This window comes from Phaeodactylibacter xiamenensis (genome assembly GCF_000759025.1).
GTDB classification, from domain to species: Bacteria; Bacteroidota; Bacteroidia; order Chitinophagales; family Saprospiraceae; genus Phaeodactylibacter; species Phaeodactylibacter xiamenensis.
The window spans coordinates 63,221-82,085 of record NZ_JPOS01000093.1; the positions used below are offsets into that span (position 1 = coordinate 63,221).

Consider the following 18,865-nt stretch of genomic DNA (forward strand, 5'->3'; position numbering starts at 1 on the left):
CAATATTCCCGGTTAAAGTCCTCGCAAATATACACTCTGATTGCTGGTTTGCGACATTGAGACGTATCAATTTGCCTTTTAAACAAAAAAAGCCCGGGCCGACCAGCCAAATTCCTGACTCCAGCCCAGGCTTTTTGTGCCTTTCAGCAATTATTAAGATTATTGCATGTAGCTGGCTTTCAGCTCGTCATACGTAGGCAGTTTCTTGTAGTGCCATTTACCGATGACCTTGCCATTTTTCAACAATACCACGCCTGGGTTAGACCGGACAATGGTTTTCAGCAGGATATCATCGCCCGTGTAGAATGGATAGCTGCTGTTGGAAGCCGCCTGGAACTGCTCCAGCTTTTCCGGTGAGGCAAAGCTGGTTGCCCCAAACACCTTAAAGCCTTCCTGCTGCGCCTCTGCCAGTACCGGATTGACAATATCCATCCAGGGGTCGAGATAGTCCTTGCCAAAGTGGTAAGTGGTTTGCTCGATCTGCCGCTTGTCCACCCGGTCAATACTGCGCACCAGCTTGATGGTGTCTTCCACGGCCACGGTGTCTACTTTGTAAATGGTGTCACGGAGCATCTGTGTGGTGACTTCTTCCTTCTCAGTGTACAACTTATAGGCAACCACCATAAAGCTGTAGTCTGGATTGTTAAGGATATCATAGGTCACATCGCCGCCTTCCGGCCCGCCCGATAGTTCGAAATCACTGATTTTGCTGCGCTCCACCACCTTGGCAGTGGTATCGCCTTCCAGTTCCCACTGCTGTGCCAGGTAACTCGCCAGCTCCGCTTCATAGGGTTCGCCTTCTGCGCTTGGGATGCCGTAGCCGTCAGCGGTTTTCACAACTTTGACCACGGGTTTAGCCTTGATCTGTTCGAGGTCCCATTCTTCCTTTGGGTAGTCCTTGTATTTTTTCAGGTATTCATCGATAGGGAACTGCGCAGTTTCTCCTGTTTCCTTGTTGGTGACCTTGTAGGCGATGACTTCAGCATTATTTTCGGCAAGGTCTTCCAGTTCCTTCTCCAGGCGAATGTTGGCTTCGTTATGGAAGGGGCGGAAATCGGTGTGCGGGATGTCCCACATGTAGTTGCTGAAGCAGTAAAGCGTCAGTGCAGCGGTGCCCAAAATCACCGTTGCGGTACGCCCCCCTGCGCCCATGAGCTGATGCATTTTCCCATGGAAAACCAGGAACAGAACGGAAGGCACGAGCAGGAATACATCCTTCATAAAGGAAGTGAAAGGTGCCAGTTTGATGAAATCTCCAAAGCAGCCACAATCGGTCACTTTCATATTGGTTTCCACATAGGACCCCCACTGTCCAAACTGGAAGAAATTGACGCCCGCAGGCACATAGCCGGTCAGGAAGGTAAAGCCCGTCAGCACGGTAAAGAAAGCCACGAGCAGGAAGAAAGCCCATGCTGTCAGCTTCCGGGAAGAACCAATGAGCAGCATGATGCCGAGCACGATCTCAAAGACGATCATGAACACAGAAAAGCCGATCGCCCATTCCGCCAGCTGCGGAAACATCGGTGCCAGGAAGGAGAACCAGGTGCCGGAGAAGGTAGACTCGAACTCCGCAAAGTACTGCTCCATTTTGTAGGCCGTACCAAGCGGGTCTACCGCCTTTACCCATCCGGAAAAGATAAACAACACCCCGCAGAAGTTTTGCAGGAAGCTGATGATCCAGTTTTCAATGCGCTTGGTCGTCAACCCGATAATCAGGGTCAGCAGCAGCGCCACGGCTGCAACGGAAAGTACCAGAGTGCCTATAGTCATGATGAAGCGTTTTGTTCGTTCAGTTTGATGAGTGCAAAAATAGCATAATTGATGATGTCCAGATAATTGGCATCCAACCCTTCTGAAACCAGGGTCTTGCCGGCGTTATCTTCAATCTGCCGGACCCGCAGGAGCTTTTGCAAAATCATATCCGTCATGGAAGCGATGCGCATATCCCGCCAAGCCTCCCCGTAGTCGTGGTTTTTGGCTTCGAGCAGTTCCCGCGTCAGCGCCACTTTGGCATCATAACGGGCAACCGCATCTTCGGGAGGCAGCTCTATCGGGGCATCCTCCGGCAACTCCAGCTGAATCAGCGCCATAATACTGTAGTTGATGAGCCCGAAATAATCATCTTCCACCCGGTCTTCCACTTTTTGCTGCTGTTTTTCCTCTATACTGCGGATACGCTTGGCCTTGATGTACAGCTGATCGGTCATAGATGCCGGCCGCAGGATACGCCAGGACGTACCATAGTCCGCAGTCTTTTTTCGGAACAGCTCCCGGCACGCTGCCATAATCTCGTCGAAGGAGTCCAGTGTGGTTTTCAAGGTGCGTGGTTTTGCGCAAATATACTCACTCCCGTTTCTAATTGAGAATTCCATGCGGTAAAGATGGCAATAATACCGTTACGTCCTGTTAATACCTTTGCAAGGTTTGTTAACAGGGTGTAAAAGATTAATTTCACGCCGATGCCGAACCTAAAAGATACGTACCAGACGATTAGCGGGATGGCTTCGGGCGAATTTCGCGACCGGGGCAGCAAGTTCATTGCCTACGCCTACCCGGCTTACAACGAAGACGAGTGGAAAGCCGCCCTGGAAGACGTCCGCAAGCTCCACCCCAAGGCCCGCCACCACTGCTACGCTTACCGCCTTGGGCTGGACCAGAACAACTTCCGCGCCAATGATGACGGAGAACCCAGCGGCACCGCCGGCCGGCCTATTTTGGGCCAGATCGACAGTTTTGGGCTGACTTATGTGATTGTAATCGTGATCCGGTACTTTGGGGGCACGCTCCTGGGTACTTCCGGCCTGATTAATGCCTACCGCGAAAGCACGGCAGCAGCCCTGCAGGAAGCCAACATCATAGAATGCACCGTTGAAGAAATCTACCGCCTCTCCTTCGACTATAGCCTGATGGGCAACGTGATGAGCAGCATCGAACACTTGCAGCTCAACATGATCGGCCAAAACTTTGATACTTCCGCTACCGTCGACCTCGCGATCCGTCGTAGTGAAGCCGCCCCTACCCTGCTCCGCCTTAAAGCCGCCATCGGTAATCTGTACCTGGAGGAGGTCAATGAGGAAACCGAAGTGGAGGGCCTGGGCATCGAGTGGGTGGAAACGAGGTAAACAGCCCGGGCAAGACTGGCACCTGCCTGGCTGGAGCGGACATTGGAGCAGGAGCGAATGAACCATCAGGCATCCACGGCGCTTTTACTTTAAACAACATTACGCCTTGAGCCACAAGAAAGTACCCCGATTTGAGGAAGCGCAGACTCACTATATCTCCGAGCAACGGTCCCGGACGATGAGCCGCATCCGGTCGAAGGACACCAAGGCGGAGGTCCGGTTGCGAAAAGCACTCTGGGCCAGAGGGTACCGCTACCGCAAAAATGTCAAAAGCCTGCCCGGCAGCCCGGATATCGCCATCAAAAAGTACAAAGTAGCAGTGTTCATTGACGGCGAGTTCTGGCACGGCTACAACTGGGAAGAAAAACAGCACACCATCAAGCGCAACCGCGCCTACTGGATCCCTAAAATAGAGCGGAATATGGAGCGCGACCGTGAAAACACCCTAAAACTACAGGAAAAAGGCTGGCTGGTCCTCCGTTTTTGGGAACAGCGCCTGAAAAAGGAATTCAACGTTTGCCTGGCCCTGATCACGGAGGCCATTGACAGCCGCCGTGCTCCATAATGTATAGTGGCTTGCAGTTTACCTGACATTCTCATTACCTTCGAATTCCGATCATTCCTTAGTTTTGATAATCCTCCCGACATACCCTGATTGTTTCGTACACAAGTAAACTATCTTACAATGGATTTAGTATGGAAAACCCGTGCCTCTGTTTTGGCATTACTCTTTTTGGGCACACTGCTCCCGGCACAGCAATGGGAAAAAATCACCATCGACTTCCAGGATGTGCTCCTGAAGCAGGATAAACCGTCCTATAAAGCCTATGCGCTGCTAAAAGACCGGGTAGACATCCGGGCACTGGAAGCCGGCTTCAGGGCCCGTCAGCTGCCCGTTGACGAGCGTGCCCGAATCGTAGTCCAAACCCTGATGGATAAAGCAACCTCCACTCAGCCCGGTTTTCTGGAACAACTGCGCAGTATCAAAGGGATTTCCGCCGGCAGTTTACAGCCTTATTGGATTACCAATATGGTTTTCTTCGAAGGCTCCCGGGCAGCGGTATACGCAGTTAGTGAACTGCCAGAGGTAGCATCTGTGGGATATGACGCGCCAGTGGAATGGATTGAAACCGAAAGCGCTCCCGCTCCCGCACCGCCATCCCCCAATGGCACAGAACCCGGCCTGGAAGCCATAGGAGCTCCTGCACTTTGGGCGATGGGCTACACCGGCTACGGCACCCGGGCCCTCATCGTGGACACCGGTACAGAACCTGACCACCCGGCGTTAACCAATCAATTCCTTTACCACCTGCAGAGCCAAAATTCCAGTTTTGTAGGAGAAGATGTGATAGATTGCGATGGGCACGGTACACATGTTGCCGGAACAATCCTGGGGCTCGACCGCCTCACCAACGACACCATAGGGGTAGCCTACGAAGCCAAGTGGATGAGCGGTATCGCCCTGAGCGGCAGCTGCGACAACAACACGAGCACCTCGGGTATTACCGGCATGTTCCAGTGGGCCCTGAACCCAGATGGCAATCCGGCTACCACCGATGATATCCCGGATGTCATCAACAACTCCTGGCGCAGCGGCTCCACCTTTTGTGATGCTGATGGCGTATTCGAAACCTATGATGCCCTCTATGCAGCCGGCATTGCGGTCGTCTTCTCTGCCGGCAATGATGGGCCCAGCCCGGAAACCATCACCCCGCCGAAATTCAATAACTGGGACCTGGTACGGCTGTTCTCGGTGGGCAACCTCAATGCCAACAACCCGAGCCTGACCATTTCCAGCGGCTCCAGCCGTGGCCCATCCATCTGTGGCGGCACCGGCTCCTTGCTCATCAAGCCGGAGGTATCAGCGCCGGGCTCTACAGTCCGTTCAGCTTATGTTGGGGGGGAGTACTCCTTTCTCTCTGGCACTTCCATGGCCGCACCACACGTTTCCGGAGCCATTTTGCTGCTCAAAGAGGCTTTTCCCTACCTCACCGGCGAGGATCTGATGCTGGCGCTTTACTTCTCTGCCACAGACCTCGGGCCGGAAGGCGAAGACAATGATTATGGCATGGGTATTATCAATCTGCCTGCCGCCTATCAATACCTCATCGATGAAGGGCATATCCCGGAGCTCCCACGCTCATTTGATCATAATGCACGGATACTACGGATCAACACCCCGGAGTACAATTGCGGAAATACCATCAGCCTGGAAGCAGTTATTTCCTATGCTGGCCCTGACACCCTTCAGGAGCTGGTTTTGGAATATCAGGTGGGAGACGGACCGGTACAAACGTACGAATGGGGCGGCCTGCTGCCTCCGGGCGAACTCCAGACGCTGGAACTTCCCGCTATAAATATGCCGGAAGGCACTTACGAGACGGTCATGGGTATTGTCTCTGCTAACGGACAGGTGGACGAACGGCCCGAAGACAACTTCATGAAAACCACAGTGACCGTTCTCGAAGAAGATGTGTCTCCGGCCATGCTAATCGGCGACTCCGTATGCACAGGTGGCCATGCCTTGCTTCAGGTCCTGACCGATGGCAACGCCGATATCACCTGGCATTCTTCCCCAACTAGTAATGCTACCTTGGGCAGCGGATCGCCTTTCCTGCTTGAAGACCTCACTGCATCGGGCACGATTTATGCGGAGACCTCTCCTATCCGAAAAGTAGGCCGGCCGGATAACTCCGGAACGAATACTCAGTTTTCTAATCAGTCCCGGGGACTCCGGTTCAACGCTTTTTACCCCTTTACCCTACGGTCGGTGAAAGTCTATGCGGAGGAAACCGGAGGCCGCTTGTTGCAGCTGGTCAAACCGGATGGCGCTGTCACTACCAGGATTGTCAACGTGACGGAAGCCGGGGAACAACGGATTGACCTTAATCTCAGCGTTACACCGGGAGAAGGGTACATTCTGCGTCTGAATGCGGGTAAACCCCTGATGCTCAACAGTGGTGGTTTCCAAGGTTACCCGATGACCTTGCCAGGCGTAGTCTCCATTACTTCCTCCACTATGGGCGGCTCCGCCTACTTCTACTTCTATGATTGGGAAATCAGCTACCAAGAGCGCTGTGGCCGAAGTATGGTAGAGATTCCGGTTAGCGCCGATAGCACAGGCAGTGCGCCAGCCATCAGCAGTAGTGTGGACACAGTGGACCTGGCGGTTTCCGGAGCAGTAAACTTCTCGGTATTGACGGACGGCTACACCAACTGGAACTGGTACTTTGGGGATGGAACAACGGCAAGCGGTGCATCCGTTACCCACACTTACGATACAACGGGTGTCTACACGGTGGGGCTGACTGCCACAAGCACGGAAGGCTGTACCAATGCAGCGACCCGCAGGATTGTTGTCATCAACAGCACACCTCCCGTTTCTACTTCAGTGGTTGATGAAACTCCCGAGCTGCTTTTATTCCCCAATCCGGCAAAGGAGCAAATCAACCTCCAACTTAAAGGAGGCGCATTCCGGGACGTGCAGATCACCCTTACTGATGTACTGGGTCGGCCCTTGCAGCAAACCATACAGGATATCGCACCATCGGAAACCATCACCCTGCCGCTGAGCCCTTATCCGGCAGGAACTTACCTGATCATAGTGGAAATGGCCGGCAAACGGTCTGTGCACCGGATTGTCAAAGCCAAATGATTTTAGTAAATTGGGAGCGGAAAGGGTGAACGGGTTAACGCCCGGAGGCTCCCAGCTCATAAACACTGATCCAATGCGCCAATTGTTTCTACTGCTCAGCAGCCTAGCGCTGTTCCACGTCAGTTTAACTGCTCAGGAACTCAACCTTGAGACGGTTGCCCCTGCACTTCAGCAAGCATTGGAAAGCGCCCCGGAAGACTACCATACGGTACAAATCCTGCTTAGTGATCAGGCAGATTTACCCGCTATAGAAGCCCGGTTCAAAGCCAAGGCTACTCCGGTTAAAGACCGCGGCCAGATTATCATCAGCGCACTTAAGGAAAGTGCCTATACCATACAGCCTTCTTTTTTGGAGACCTTGTCCAGCCTACCGGGTGTACGCTTACAGAAAGCCCGGCAGTTTTGGATTGTCAATCTTATCGCCTGTGAGGTTAACCTGGAAGGCGCAGCTGCAATCAGTCAGCTTCCCGCTGTGGAATGGATAGACATCAACTGGAAAATGACTTTCCCTGATGCCTGTGACAGCGCGCCGGCACCTCCTTCGCCCAATGGGATTGAGCCCGGGCTGGAAGTGATCGGTGCCCCTTACATGTGGAGCCTGGGCTATACCGGCTACGGTCGTAAAGTGCTTGTGGTGGATACCGGCCATGACATCGACCATCCGGCACTCGGGCACAATTTCGCTTATCAGCAAATGCCGATGTCCCAGGCCTGGGCTAATGGAGACCGCCCCTACTATTGCGGCAATCATGGCACCCACGTTGGCGGCACGATAACCGGTATTGACCGCGTAGCGCGGGATACGATCGGTGTTGCCTTTGGTGCACTCTGGCAGGGCAGTTCCACTTCAGACTGTGCCTCCTCCGCCGGTACGGCACTGGATGCCATTGAGATTTTCGAATGGGCGATGGACCCTGACGGCAACCCGGCCACTATCAGTGACCGCCCTGATGTGATCAACAATTCCTGGAGCCGGGATTATCCGGTTCAAAGTGATTGTGGCGATCCCATACAAAGACAGATGACCGATGCGGTATATGCTGCTGGTATTGCCGTTGTATTCTCTGCCAGCAATGAAGGCCCCGACCCGCTCACCATCGGAGACCCGCCAATGGAAAACTGGGACACGGTACGCATGTTTTCCGTAGGTGCTATCAACGGTAATTCCCCGAACCTGCCTGTTGCCGACTTTTCCAGCCGTGGCCCCACCGTTTGCGGAGGGGAAGGCAGCCTGCTGATCAAGCCTGAGGTATCCGCACCGGGCGTAGCCGTACGCTCTGCCCTGGTCGGTGGTGAATACGGCACACTCGGCGGCACTTCTATGGCGGCACCTCACGTGAGTGGCGCCCTGCTCCTGCTCAAAGAAGCCTTCCCGAATCTTTCAGGTGAAGCCCTGATGCTTGCCCTTTACTATACCTGTACTGATTTGGGTATACCCGGAGAAGATAATAATTATGGAATGGGCGTGATCAGTTTGCCTGCGGCTTATGAATACCTCATTCAGCGGGGCCACACCCCTACGCCACCGGTACAGTCGACTAATGATGTTGCGCTGCTTCGCGTGGAGCAGTCCGACTACTATTGCAGCAACACCCTCTCCACGCGCATCCTGGTGGAAAACAATGGCTCTGACACCATCTCAAGCCTCGAAATAGCGGGTAGCCTGGGCAGTCAAAGCCTTCTCCACAACTGGGAAGGACAACTCCTCCCCGGCGAACGGGCCTGGATCAGCCTGCCGGCACTAGAAGCTCCCGCCGGCAATTACACCTTTGATGTGGAACTGACCCTCGCCAATCAGCAAAACGACCTGCGCTACCTCGACAACCGGCAGAAAAAAGAAGTGACCATTCTGGAACATGCCCCTATTCCCGTCCAACTGGAAGGCGCTGCGGCCGTGTGCCAGGGCGGCAGTGCACTGCTGCGGGCAGACTTTGATGGGGAAGCAGACTTCAACTGGTTTGATGCCCCTGAGGGCGGTCAATTACTCGGAGAGGGCCCCGTATTGCAACTAAATGATGTACAAAGCAGCCAGGAAATTTACCTGGAGGCAACGATCAGAGCACAGCTACAGACGCCTGATGTTTCCGACAGTGCACCCCAGGAAAGTAACGCGCAGGAAGGGCTAATTTTTGACGCCTTCCATCCCTTCACCCTACACACCATCACCGTACGGACTGCTCAGCCCGGCGGCCGAATGCTACGCCTGACCGGCCCCAATGATACTTATAAGACACAGATCATTCAAATAGATGAGCCTGGTATCCATACGATTGAGCTTAACTTTGAGATCCCTGAGGGAGAAGGCTATAAGTTGCTGCTCCTGGCCGGTGCCCCACTACAGTACTCCAGTGGTGAAGTGGCCTTTCCTGTAGCAGAAGAACAGGTCGTACAAATTACCGGCGCTACCGACAGCACAGGGCTGTATTATTATTTCTACGACTGGTCGATCAGCTATGATTACTTTTGTGAACGCAGCAGTGTCTCCGTGCCGGTCAGCAACAGTACCTCTGCCGGAAACGTGGACATACTGGTCTCTGATGCAGCGGTAGACCTCGCCACAGAAACAGGCGTGGTAGGCTTTGAGACCGTAGCGAATGACCTGGATATTGTCAGTTGGCGCTGGAATTTCGGCAATGGCTTCATTAGTGAACTCCCGGCTCCGAGCCATACCTACACCAAAGTTGGCCGCTACCCGGTAAGCGTAGTGGTGGAAACGGCTGCCGACTGTAGCGAGTCTGCCACGCTTTGGGTCGACGTTACCGATAGCACTCCACCAGCCAACACCACAGAGGACATTGCTGATTTCAACCTGACTGCCTTCCCAAACCCGGTTGGAGAAAACCTGTTTCTGCTCTTCAAGCTGCCCTACAGCCAGGATGCTTACATTCAGCTGGCAGACCTGCTCGGCCGCCCATTGCGGCAGTTCGAGCGGCGGGTTTCCGATGGTGTCCCCATCGAAGTGCAAATGGCAGATTTGCCCGGCGGCACCTACTTTGTGGTTGTCGAACTGGAAATGGGCCGCATGGTACAACGGGTAATCAAGCAATAATTAATTCATGTTCCAAACAATATTCCGCCCGCTCAAAGGGTTGGATAGCCGTATGCAAATCAAACGACCAACTTCTGCTTTGAAACCTTTCCCTCTGCTTCCACCACTTATCCTAATGCTCTGTTTTGGCATCAACGTGGCGCTGGCGCAGCCGCAGGAACTGCTTCACAAAGCCGACAGCCTGGCCAAAGCCCTTCAATACGAGGAAGCCAACGCCACACTGTCTGCATTCATCACGGCATACCCCCAACGTAAATACGATCTGGGAGAAGCCTACTTCAAAATGGCCCGAAACCATTTCCAACTCGGTCACCTGGAGACCGCGACACAGTGCAATCAGCAATCTGCGGATTTGCGTATGGCCATTGCCCCGGACGCGCTGGGATTGAACGAGCAGCTTTCCGCCTGCATCTGTTTGGAAGAGGGGCAATACGATACCGCGCTGGAACACCTGAAAAAAGCACGCCTCTACCCTTTCTTCGACGACCCGCTCATACCTGCGGAAATTGCGCTTCTGGAATCAGAGATTCAGGAGCAGCGGTATCAGTACGACCTGGCACTGAAAGCCGCCCGTTCTGCCGCCGAGATCGTAGAAATTGTGGAGAGTTCTGAAGCGCCTCCCCTTTCAGGTATCTATTTGCAGCAAGCTCACCTGCTAGCCATCAAACAAGATTGGGCCGCCGCTGTACAGGCTTGCCAGGCTTCCCTGAAGATTGAGGAAAGCCCCGAAGCCAATTTGTTACTGGGACAAGCTCTTTTAGCCGACAAACAGCCATCTAAAGAAGCAAAGACCGCTTTAGCAAAGGCTCAGCAGCGAGGTTCAACGGCTATACAAATTGAAGCCGGGCTGGCACTGGCGCAGTGGGAATTGGAAAATGGGAAACCCTACGGTGTTTTGGCCCAAACAGACCGCATCTCTGCACTAATCAATAATCAGCAAGGAAGCAGGGGAAAGAAAGCCGGGGCTAATCAACCTCACAGCAACCAATACTATACCCAGGCCCAAATGAAATACCTCAGCGCACAAGCTTATCTGATGGAAACTTCCGCAGACAGTCATGCGCAGGCGCGAAGTGCAGTATACCAGGGGCTGGATGCCCTTCAGCGGTCGGAAAAAGAGGATACCTTACTTCAGGCACAATTGCTGGAACAGGGCTTAATGGCACTCACCCATCCGGAAACGGGCATTCAGGCATTTGATAAATACTTAGATTTCTACTTAATTTTTTACCCGGGCAGGCTCCAACGATTTTCGTCAGATCCGAAAGCGGAAGCCCCTGGCATTCAATTTTTCGAAACCCGGTCTGCTGTATTTGGATTGTACGATGATGCCGACTCTACTTTTATGACACGGTTAGCGGATGAGGTTGTCCGGCCAACTCTCTCCCAGTTGAACTCCGGCAAAGCTGAGGCTGTAAACTATACCGCTTTCCAGCAGCTTTTCGGTCCATTTGAAGCCCTGCTTGCCCACAAAGAAAGCCTTTACCTTGGATTTCCGGAAGAATGGCCTGCCCAACAAATCCTACAACTGCCCACCACACCTGAACCGGAAGGCGGAATCTGGCCTTTCAGGCACCGGCCTAAGCCCATTCGCAAGAAATTTAAAATAAATGATACCGTTTTCGATTAAGCACTTAACCAACCCAAAAAATCCAGGGAAAGGTAGCCCGCATCCACATTAGCGAAAGTGGTATCTGCCGGGTTGTTGAGGAGTTGGCGGAAGGAAGAAAGCGGAAGGCGGAACACCTCAATAAATTCATCTTCATCCAGTTGCTGCTGCCCGACTTTATGGCAGCCCGTAGCAATCATGCAGAGGTGGCGCTCGGTTGAGTAGGCAGAGCGGATTTCTTTCAGCAGTCGGATTTCATCGGCTTCGTACCCCGTTTCCTCCAAAAGCTCCCGGCGGGCGGCTTCTTCCGGAGACTCCGTAGGGTCTACATAGCCCTGAGGAAAACTGGTAAGCGTGGTTTCCGGGCCCGGGCGGAACTGCCGCACCAAAATAGCCTCCCTATCTGGCGTAAAGGCAGCAATAGTGACATAGGTATTGTTCCCAATCACATCAAAGTCAGCATGGCGGCCATCCGGCATCTCAAACGTCCGCCGGATCATATTGCGCCAGCCCCGAAAGGTGAATTCCTCACTTATTTTTTTCCAGTCCTCCATAGGATTTCAAAGGTACACCCTCTCCGCTCAAAGTCAAACAAGACGGTCAGTTATTGTAAGAAATACACCATGATTTTTTGAAGGACCCTGATCTACTCGTTAGCCAGCAGCCATTCGATGTCTGTCAGCAGGCGGTCTACTTTTTCAGGGTCTGTCCCATCGGCATAGGACCGGATGTGGCCTGTCTTATCAATCAGGAGAATCCAACCGCTGTGGTCAAAGCCGCCGGGCGCGTTGGGGTCCTCTTTGGCAATGCTCATATAATCATCCGCGATCCCGTAAATTTCATCCATCTCTCCGGTAACAAATCGCCATTGGCCATTGTCTACGCCCAGGTTTTGAGCATAGCTTTTCAGGCGGCCTACGGTGTCCCGCTTGGGGTCAATAGTATGGGACAGCAGCATCAGCTCGTCATTGCCCTGGTACTTATCGAAAATCCGCAGCATCTGCTTTTTGACCTTTGGGCAGATGGTCGGGCAGGAAATGAAAAAGAAGTCGGCGAGGTAAATTTTACCCTCAAAAGTGGCATTGGTCACCAGGTTGCTGTCCTGGTCAACAAAAGTAAAATCCGGAATCGTATGGTACACCGTATCCTGCCCATTGATTTCATGTTGCCCCAGGTACGGCAGCGGCTGCACCTTATTTTCCTGCTGACAGGAAAAAACGGTTAATGCGAGAAGTGTGAATAGCAAGAAGCGCATGGTTTATTAGTCCTTTTAGTTATTGAGAAACGGTGCTTTGCCAGGTAAGCTAAGTGTCGTGCCTCGGCACCGGGCGAAAAGCCCTTGCCAGCCACCTGAGACCTTCCTACCTGACAAAACACCCTGTTATTCCGCTGCCGTTTCAGCCTGCAGTTCCTTCAGCAGGGTTTGCCCCTGTTCCAGGCTGCTCAGCATATCCTCCTGCACCTGAGTGATTTCTTCCGTCTCCGCATTGAGGTAGTTCATAATTTCCTCGTGTGATTTTTCTTCGCGGAGCTTTTTAGGCTGCTGTAGCTCGCCCATCCACACCATCATGCCTTCACTGGCCGCCTCCAGGTTTTCCACGGCGTTATTGATTAGCTCGAGTTGGGTTTTGTCTTCCAGCCCTTCAGCCAGGGCTTTAAGTTCCCGGCTCACGCGGTTCATCTCCGCCATTTTGGGCATCACGGCATCATGGACCTCCATCATTTTAGCCCAGGCGGCCTCTTGCTGCTCAACGGGCGTTGCTGATCCTGCATCCTGATTACTACCGCCGCAGCCTATTCCAAAAACCGTGCCGGCAAGGGCCAGCAACAAAATAAGATTACGCATTGCTCTTTATTTTTTTAGTTGAAACAAATTATTCGCTCCAGCGTTGCCAGAATTGGGCGAATATAACTGGATTTTTTCCACACTTCTGTGATCTTTGTGACCAATTACTGAATACCCTAACCATGAAAGAAACTTACATTATTGATGCCGTACGCACGCCAATCGGCAAGTTCACTGGCACCCTGTCCCCTATCCGGACCGATGACCTGGCAGCGCACGTACTGAAAGCCCTTACGGACCGCCACCCCGATATTCCCGGAGAGGCTTACGCTGATGTCATTATGGGCTGTGCCAATCAGGCCGGAGAAGACAACCGCAACGTGGCACGAATGGCTCTGCTTTTGGCAGGGCTCCCCTACGCTGTGCCCGGCGAAACCGTCAACCGCCTGTGTGCTTCCGGCATGTCTGCCGTCATCCATGCCAACCGGGCTATAAAAACCGGCGACGGTGACCTGTTCATTGCCGGTGGTGTAGAGCATATGACCCGTGGCCCCTGGGTAATTTCCAAAGTCTCCAAGCCCTACGGCAGAGACGCGCAGATGCACGACTCCAGCTTTGGCTGGCGCTTTGTCAACCCCAAAATGGAAACGGCTTACGGAACAGATGGCATGGGGCAAACCGCGGAGAACCTGGTAGAAAAATACGGGATCAGCCGGGAAGATCAGGACCAATTCGCAGCCTGGTCGCAGGAAAAAGCAGCCGCAGCGCAGGCTTCAGGAAGATTAGGTCAGGAGATCGTTCCCGTGCCCATACCAAGGCGCAAGGCAGACCCGGTATTATTTGACAAAGATGAATTCATTCGCCCCGGCACCACTCTGGAAGTGCTGTCTAAGCTCCGCACCGCCTTTAAGCCTGCAGATCAGGGCGGCACCGTTACCGCCGGCAATGCCAGTGGGCTCAACGATGGCGCAGCAGCCATGCTCGTCGCCTCAGAAGACGGGGTCAGGCAATACAGCTTAACGCCTATGGCACGAATTGTCAGCTCTGCCGTGGTGGGCGTAGAACCCCGAATTATGGGCATAGGACCGGTCCGGGCATCCAATCAGGCATTGGCGAAAGCCGGCCTCACGATGGACGATATGGATATCATTGAACTCAACGAAGCCTTTGCGGCACAAGCCCTGGCCTGTACCCGGCAATGGGGCGTTGCGGACGATGACCCGCGCATCAACCCGAACGGCGGCGCCATCGCCATCGGCCATCCACTGGGCATGACCGGTACCCGCCTGCTGCAAACCGCAGCCCTTCAGCTTCAGCAAACGCAGCAGCGCTATGCTTTGGTGACCATGTGCATTGGGGTCGGGCAAGGTTATGCTACCATCATTGAGCGCGTGTAAACAGTAAAGCCCCGCTCCGTTGGCGAGGCTTTATCGTCCGTTTTCAATGGGCAGTAGCTGATCAGACTTTATGGTCAGCTACCGCCCCATAGCTTAAATTTCAGGGCTATTTCCGGGTCTTGTCTGAAGTCATGATGGTTCCGTCTTTGATGCGGACCACCACAATCACTTCATCATCGCCTTGTTTGGCGGTCAACAGGTAGCGGCCATCTTCCACTTCGTTGAGGTCGTAGATCCGGGCGTAACCGTTGTGGTTTTTGATCAGGTCGCGGTGCAGGGTCTTGCCGTTCATATCGGTCAGCTCTACCGTTGCGGTTTGTTGCTGAAGGTTGACCAGCTGAATGCGCAGGGTCTGATCAGGCATCACTTTGGAAAGCAGCCGCATCGGGCTGTTGTCTGTCGTATTGGCCTGGGCGGCAAAAGTGATTAATGCAAACAAGGATGCCAGGGCACCCGTTTTAATCCATTTCATCATTACAGTCGGGTTTTAATTAAAAAATGTTTTGGGTGATTGTGTGTTGACGCAAAAGTGGAAAGCCCGGTGATCAGATGCGATGATAATCGATCAACCGGCGACAAGCATAGACTAAGATTATGCCTGAAGCGTCCTTCCACCCTACTGTTGCCAGTAGCGCAGTTGCCTTCGCATTGGCTTTCTGTCCTTCGGAATAGGTTTGCTGTGCCTGGGCGCGAGCTTGTTCTTCCTTCCGCTATTCCGCATTGTACGACGCTTGAAAGGCTTCATTGCCGCTGATGTGGAAGCATACGGAACTGTTGCTCAATTGGAGAGGGTGCTATAGGTTTTTTGGTGGTAAGTACTATGCGGACAAATATTTGAGATGGTTCACGAAAGCGCTTTTTAACATTGTCGCTCTGGTGACAAAACGCAAGGTGAGCAAAATAAACAGCGCCCCATTCCTAAAACACCACTGTAATTCATGTACCTTTAAGAAAAACAAAGACAAGCGCTCAATTTAGCCTACGCAAAAGCTCAATTACACCGCTTAACCAATTATTTACCTTAATAAACTATTTCAACATGAATCTTTTACGCTTTTTCACCCCCCGGCGGGATTTTTCTGACAATGCTATTGCTTATGTTTAGCTATTGGAGCGCCTCCGGGGTAACAGGTTACGAAGCAGCACAAGCCTACGTACAGGCACTGCCCACAGAGACGGATGGCCAGTCTACTGTCGCTGGCCTATTAGCACTGGAAGTGGCTTACCGTTCTAACCCCATAGATTACACGCTTTCGGACGGAGACGAGGCCTTCCTCCAACTTCTGGCAGAGGATACACTTTCGGCTACCTATACGTATAGCCGCGCTTTGTTGGGCACATTGACCGGAGCACAATTTCACCTGCCTATCGCCCAAGATGATACGGTAGAAGGGCTGATGCAGTCCAATCAAAATCACTTACCTGCCTCTCAACTCAAAGAGAGCAAAGAGCAAATTTCTGTAATCCCAAACCCGGCTCAAGACCAGGTTAGTGTGCTATTACCTGGCGAACCTGATGCAAACTGGACAATTGATCTATTTAGTGCTCATGGAGTTGGTGTGAAAACTTTGCAAGTGCAAGGCTCCCAAGTGGAGATCAAACTACAAGGTCTGCCTTCCGGGCTGTATTTCATGCGAGCTAGCAAGGCTGGCAGTGGTGAAAGCTATCAACAGCAATTGATTATCCGTTAACTAAAATTCTTGAATCATTTACCTGCCTGGGCAACCAATTAATGCTGCCTGGGCAGGTTCAATATATTTTGACATGAAATTTCAATTATTGATTGTTGGCTTATGCATTTCCATAGCGGGTATTGCTCAGCCTACCTTTCACAACACCTATGACTTGACCAATGGTGCAGGAGAAAACGCGTTCAAGGTATTCCTAGTGGAAGACGGAGTTTATGTAGATTGTGGCACCTATTGTAACGAAGACTTTAAGTACTGTCCTATCCTATTTAAAATAAACAACTACGGGGACAGCCTTTGGCATAGAGTGTACAATTATGACGTAGAGGATTATACTATTTTTGATTACTCTATTGATAGCAATGAGGAATTTTTGTACGCTTGTGGTAGGCTTACAATAGAAGATAAGCTTCCTTTCATTGCTAAAATGGATAAATGGGGAGATACACTATGGTTGAAAACGTATTATGCACAATTTTGGGACTCAGCCGTGGAAATAGAGCAAGATAACGATGGGAACCTTATTACAGCAGTCCAGGGAGGTAGTTTCGGGGAATTCTCTAACTGTACAGTAATCAAAACGGATGGAGAAGGGGAAATGCTTTGGAGTACAACTATAGAGGATAGCATAGACTATGCCACTGTCGGTCAGCTCGCCATATTAAATGACGGCTCCATCATGCTCGCTTTTTACTCAGGTATTGACTGGGCAGCATCTGGCAGAGCTTATCATGTGGCTAAACTATCCAGCGATGGCGAAGTCGAATGGGTGCGAACATACGATGAAGTAGATAGATCGCATGATTACCCTGCCCTCATTGCCTCCTATCCTGATGGCGGATTTGTCACGGGCTGGGCTTTCGATACCATACAGCAGCCCTTTGTGCACCCGGATGAAGGGCCTTTATTGAGACGATTGGACAGCGATGGGGAAGTCATATGGGAGTATAAATACCTGGATTGGCGCAGCGCGGGGATCATGAATATGACGGTCACAGAGAATGGGGATATTGTCATGTGCGGGCTCGCCCCGGAAGCTTTAATCCAAGGCGATGCGAGCCGGGCCTGGTTGGCCAGAGTATCAGGAGATGGAGAATTGTTATGGAAACGGTACTTCCAAGCCTTAGCCATTCCTTCAAATACTTTACCATTTAATGATGTAGCCGAGACTTCTGATGGAGGATTAATTGCTTGCAGTTATATACATGATACCTATGCAAACCCCATCCCTGATCCCGACGTATGGCTGGTCAAGACCGATGCCGATGGCTGCATCACCCCCGGCTGTCAGGACAGCATCCTTTACGTCAGCGTAGAGGAAATCCCAGACACGGGAGAGACGGCGCTCAAGGAAGTCTTTTTCAAAGCCTACCCCAACCCTGCCCGGGGCCCTATACAAGTGGAGTTCCTCAACGCCATCCGCTACGAAGAGCCAGCGCTGCGCTTGTTCAATCTACAGGGGCAGCAGGTCCTGCACCAGCGCCTGCAGCGCGGGGCACAATCGGCGGAGCTGTCTACCAGCGGCTTGCCCGGCGGGCTGTATATTTTGCAGTATTCCTCTGCCGGGCGGGTGTTGCAGCAGGAGAAGGTGGTTAAGGTGAAGTAGTAGAGATCTGCCACGAGCGGCATACAGCTTGAATTGAGTAGGGATAAAGCAGGACGCTACGCCCTCCTGCTTTACCCTCATCATATTACCGTGCGTACGGTCCTCGCCTGCCTGCCGGCAACGGAAGGTACACGGCTCCTGTTAAACCTTAGTATTGTGCAACGTATTGATTTCCAACCACACCATGTAATACAAAAAATCCATTCATTAGAGTTTATTAAGCAGCGCCATACAGCCCAGTTTCGGTTCGCTCGCGCTGCGTAAATCCTACTTGCCAGGGCTTCCTTCAGCCCTTCGGAAATGTTTGCATGGCATGCAAACAAAAAGGTAGGCCCTGACGGGCCTACCAACGGAGGAGTTACACGCTTGCTTGGGTTAATTGGGGCAAGGGACCGGGCATACCTGAAGGTCACGCCAGGGGGATAAAGGGCGTCCCCGAGGCCAGGTATTTACCGATAGGCGGAGAAACAAACGTTCCTAAAGGACCGCCGTATACATCGGTACAGATGCCTTGCGCCTCCTCCTATAAAAATGGTGCTTCCAAATTTGAAGTTGGTCCCCCGGACAGCAAAGAATACTGAACTAGTAGTGGGGCAAAAAGGAATGCAGCCAAATGAATGTGTCATAAAGGTAGTCGACTGTCCCTCCGTGTAGAAAACTACCCACTTCGGGCAGTCGACATACTATGAATGTTCATGGGCTGTATCTTGACCCCGCTGCGTTGTTACATTTAGCACGGTGGGGGGGAAAGATGTGCCAAATACAACTCAGCGGTTGCGAAAAGACATTACAATAGCTGCTTTGCAGCAAAGCAAAGACCAAATAAAAGTCGTGTTGAAGTGAATAGTGCTTGAAGCGTCAATAGCTGCCCTTTCGGATATTCAAGAGTGGGGGGAACTCCGGAATAAACCTGTGCACTTTGACTGTTGAATGGGTCGAGATATACTCAAACC

The 18,865-nt window shown here is 52.3% G+C and carries 14 protein-coding genes; 8 read left to right on the plus strand and 6 right to left on the minus strand.

The features are described from left to right. Positions 1–159: 159 nt before the first annotated feature. Positions 160–1,770, minus strand: coding sequence for a DoxX family protein (locus IX84_RS28550; RefSeq protein ID WP_044229483.1), 1,611 nt, complete (start codon positions 1,768–1,770; stop codon positions 160–162). Continuing rightward, positions 1,767–2,318, minus strand: coding sequence for a DUF1599 domain-containing protein (locus tag IX84_RS28555; RefSeq protein WP_044229487.1), 552 nt, complete (start codon positions 2,316–2,318; stop codon positions 1,767–1,769). Before IX84_RS28555 ends, IX84_RS28550 begins: the two co-directional genes overlap by 4 nt. Positions 2,319–2,459: 141 nt before the next feature. Here IX84_RS28555 and IX84_RS28560 point away from each other — a divergent pair, with 141 nt between their 5' ends. The 5 genes from IX84_RS28560 to IX84_RS28580 all read left to right on the plus strand — a co-directional run bounded on the left by IX84_RS28560 (position 2,460) and on the right by IX84_RS28580 (position 11,456). Continuing rightward, entirely contained in the window at positions 2,460–3,122 is a 663-nt protein-coding gene (locus IX84_RS28560; RefSeq protein ID WP_044229489.1) for an IMPACT family protein, read from the plus strand. Between the two features lie 106 nt (positions 3,123–3,228). Continuing rightward, positions 3,229–3,687, plus strand: a complete 459-nt coding sequence (locus IX84_RS28565; RefSeq protein ID WP_044229492.1) for a very short patch repair endonuclease — start codon at positions 3,229–3,231, stop codon at positions 3,685–3,687. A 120-nt stretch (positions 3,688–3,807) separates the two neighbouring features. Then, positions 3,808–6,777, plus strand: coding sequence for a S8 family serine peptidase (locus IX84_RS28570; protein ID WP_044229495.1), 2,970 nt, complete (start codon positions 3,808–3,810; stop codon positions 6,775–6,777). A gap of 73 nt (positions 6,778–6,850) precedes the next feature. Further along, on the plus strand, positions 6,851–9,826 hold the full coding sequence (locus tag IX84_RS28575; RefSeq protein WP_044229498.1) for a S8 family serine peptidase: 2,976 nt from the start codon (positions 6,851–6,853) through the stop codon (positions 9,824–9,826). Between the two features lie 7 nt (positions 9,827–9,833). Continuing rightward, positions 9,834–11,456 (plus strand): tetratricopeptide repeat protein, encoded by a 1,623-nt coding sequence (locus tag IX84_RS28580; protein ID WP_152605286.1) that lies wholly within the window; start codon positions 9,834–9,836, stop codon positions 11,454–11,456. Here IX84_RS28580 and IX84_RS28585 read toward each other — a convergent pair. The 3 genes from IX84_RS28585 to IX84_RS28595 form a co-directional block, all read right to left on the minus strand. Further along, the gene (locus IX84_RS28585; protein ID WP_044229504.1) at positions 11,453–11,989 is read right to left on the minus strand and encodes an NUDIX hydrolase; all 537 of its coding nucleotides are present in this window, start codon (positions 11,987–11,989) and stop codon (positions 11,453–11,455) included. The two genes, IX84_RS28580 and IX84_RS28585, sit on opposite strands and share 4 nt — an antisense overlap. Before the next feature lie 92 nt (positions 11,990–12,081). Further along, positions 12,082–12,690, minus strand: coding sequence for an SCO family protein (locus IX84_RS28590; RefSeq protein WP_044229507.1), 609 nt, complete (start codon positions 12,688–12,690; stop codon positions 12,082–12,084). 126 nt (positions 12,691–12,816) lie between these two features. Continuing rightward, on the minus strand, positions 12,817–13,281 hold the full coding sequence (locus tag IX84_RS28595; RefSeq protein WP_044229510.1) for a hypothetical protein: 465 nt from the start codon (positions 13,279–13,281) through the stop codon (positions 12,817–12,819). Between the two features lie 122 nt (positions 13,282–13,403). Between IX84_RS28595 and pcaF the strand changes: the two genes are divergently transcribed. Further along, positions 13,404–14,618 (plus strand): 3-oxoadipyl-CoA thiolase, encoded by a 1,215-nt coding sequence (gene pcaF / locus IX84_RS28600; protein WP_044229514.1) that lies wholly within the window; start codon positions 13,404–13,406, stop codon positions 14,616–14,618. 106 nt (positions 14,619–14,724) lie between these two features. Here pcaF and IX84_RS28605 read toward each other — a convergent pair whose 3' ends face one another. Then, positions 14,725–15,093 (minus strand): hypothetical protein, encoded by a 369-nt coding sequence (locus IX84_RS28605; RefSeq protein ID WP_044229516.1) that lies wholly within the window; start codon positions 15,091–15,093, stop codon positions 14,725–14,727. Between the two features lie 622 nt (positions 15,094–15,715). On the opposite strand from IX84_RS28605, the gene IX84_RS28615 reads away from it, so the two are divergent. Continuing rightward, positions 15,716–16,309: a T9SS type A sorting domain-containing protein gene (locus IX84_RS28615; protein ID WP_044229520.1), complete on the plus strand. Its 594-nt coding sequence runs from the start codon at positions 15,716–15,718 to the stop codon at positions 16,307–16,309. Between the two features lie 73 nt (positions 16,310–16,382). Next, positions 16,383–17,912 carry a T9SS type A sorting domain-containing protein gene (locus tag IX84_RS28620; RefSeq protein WP_044229522.1) on the plus strand — a complete coding sequence of 510 codons (1,530 nt, stop codon included), beginning with the start codon at positions 16,383–16,385 and terminating at the stop codon, positions 17,910–17,912. The last annotated feature ends 953 nt before the right edge of the window (positions 17,913–18,865 follow it).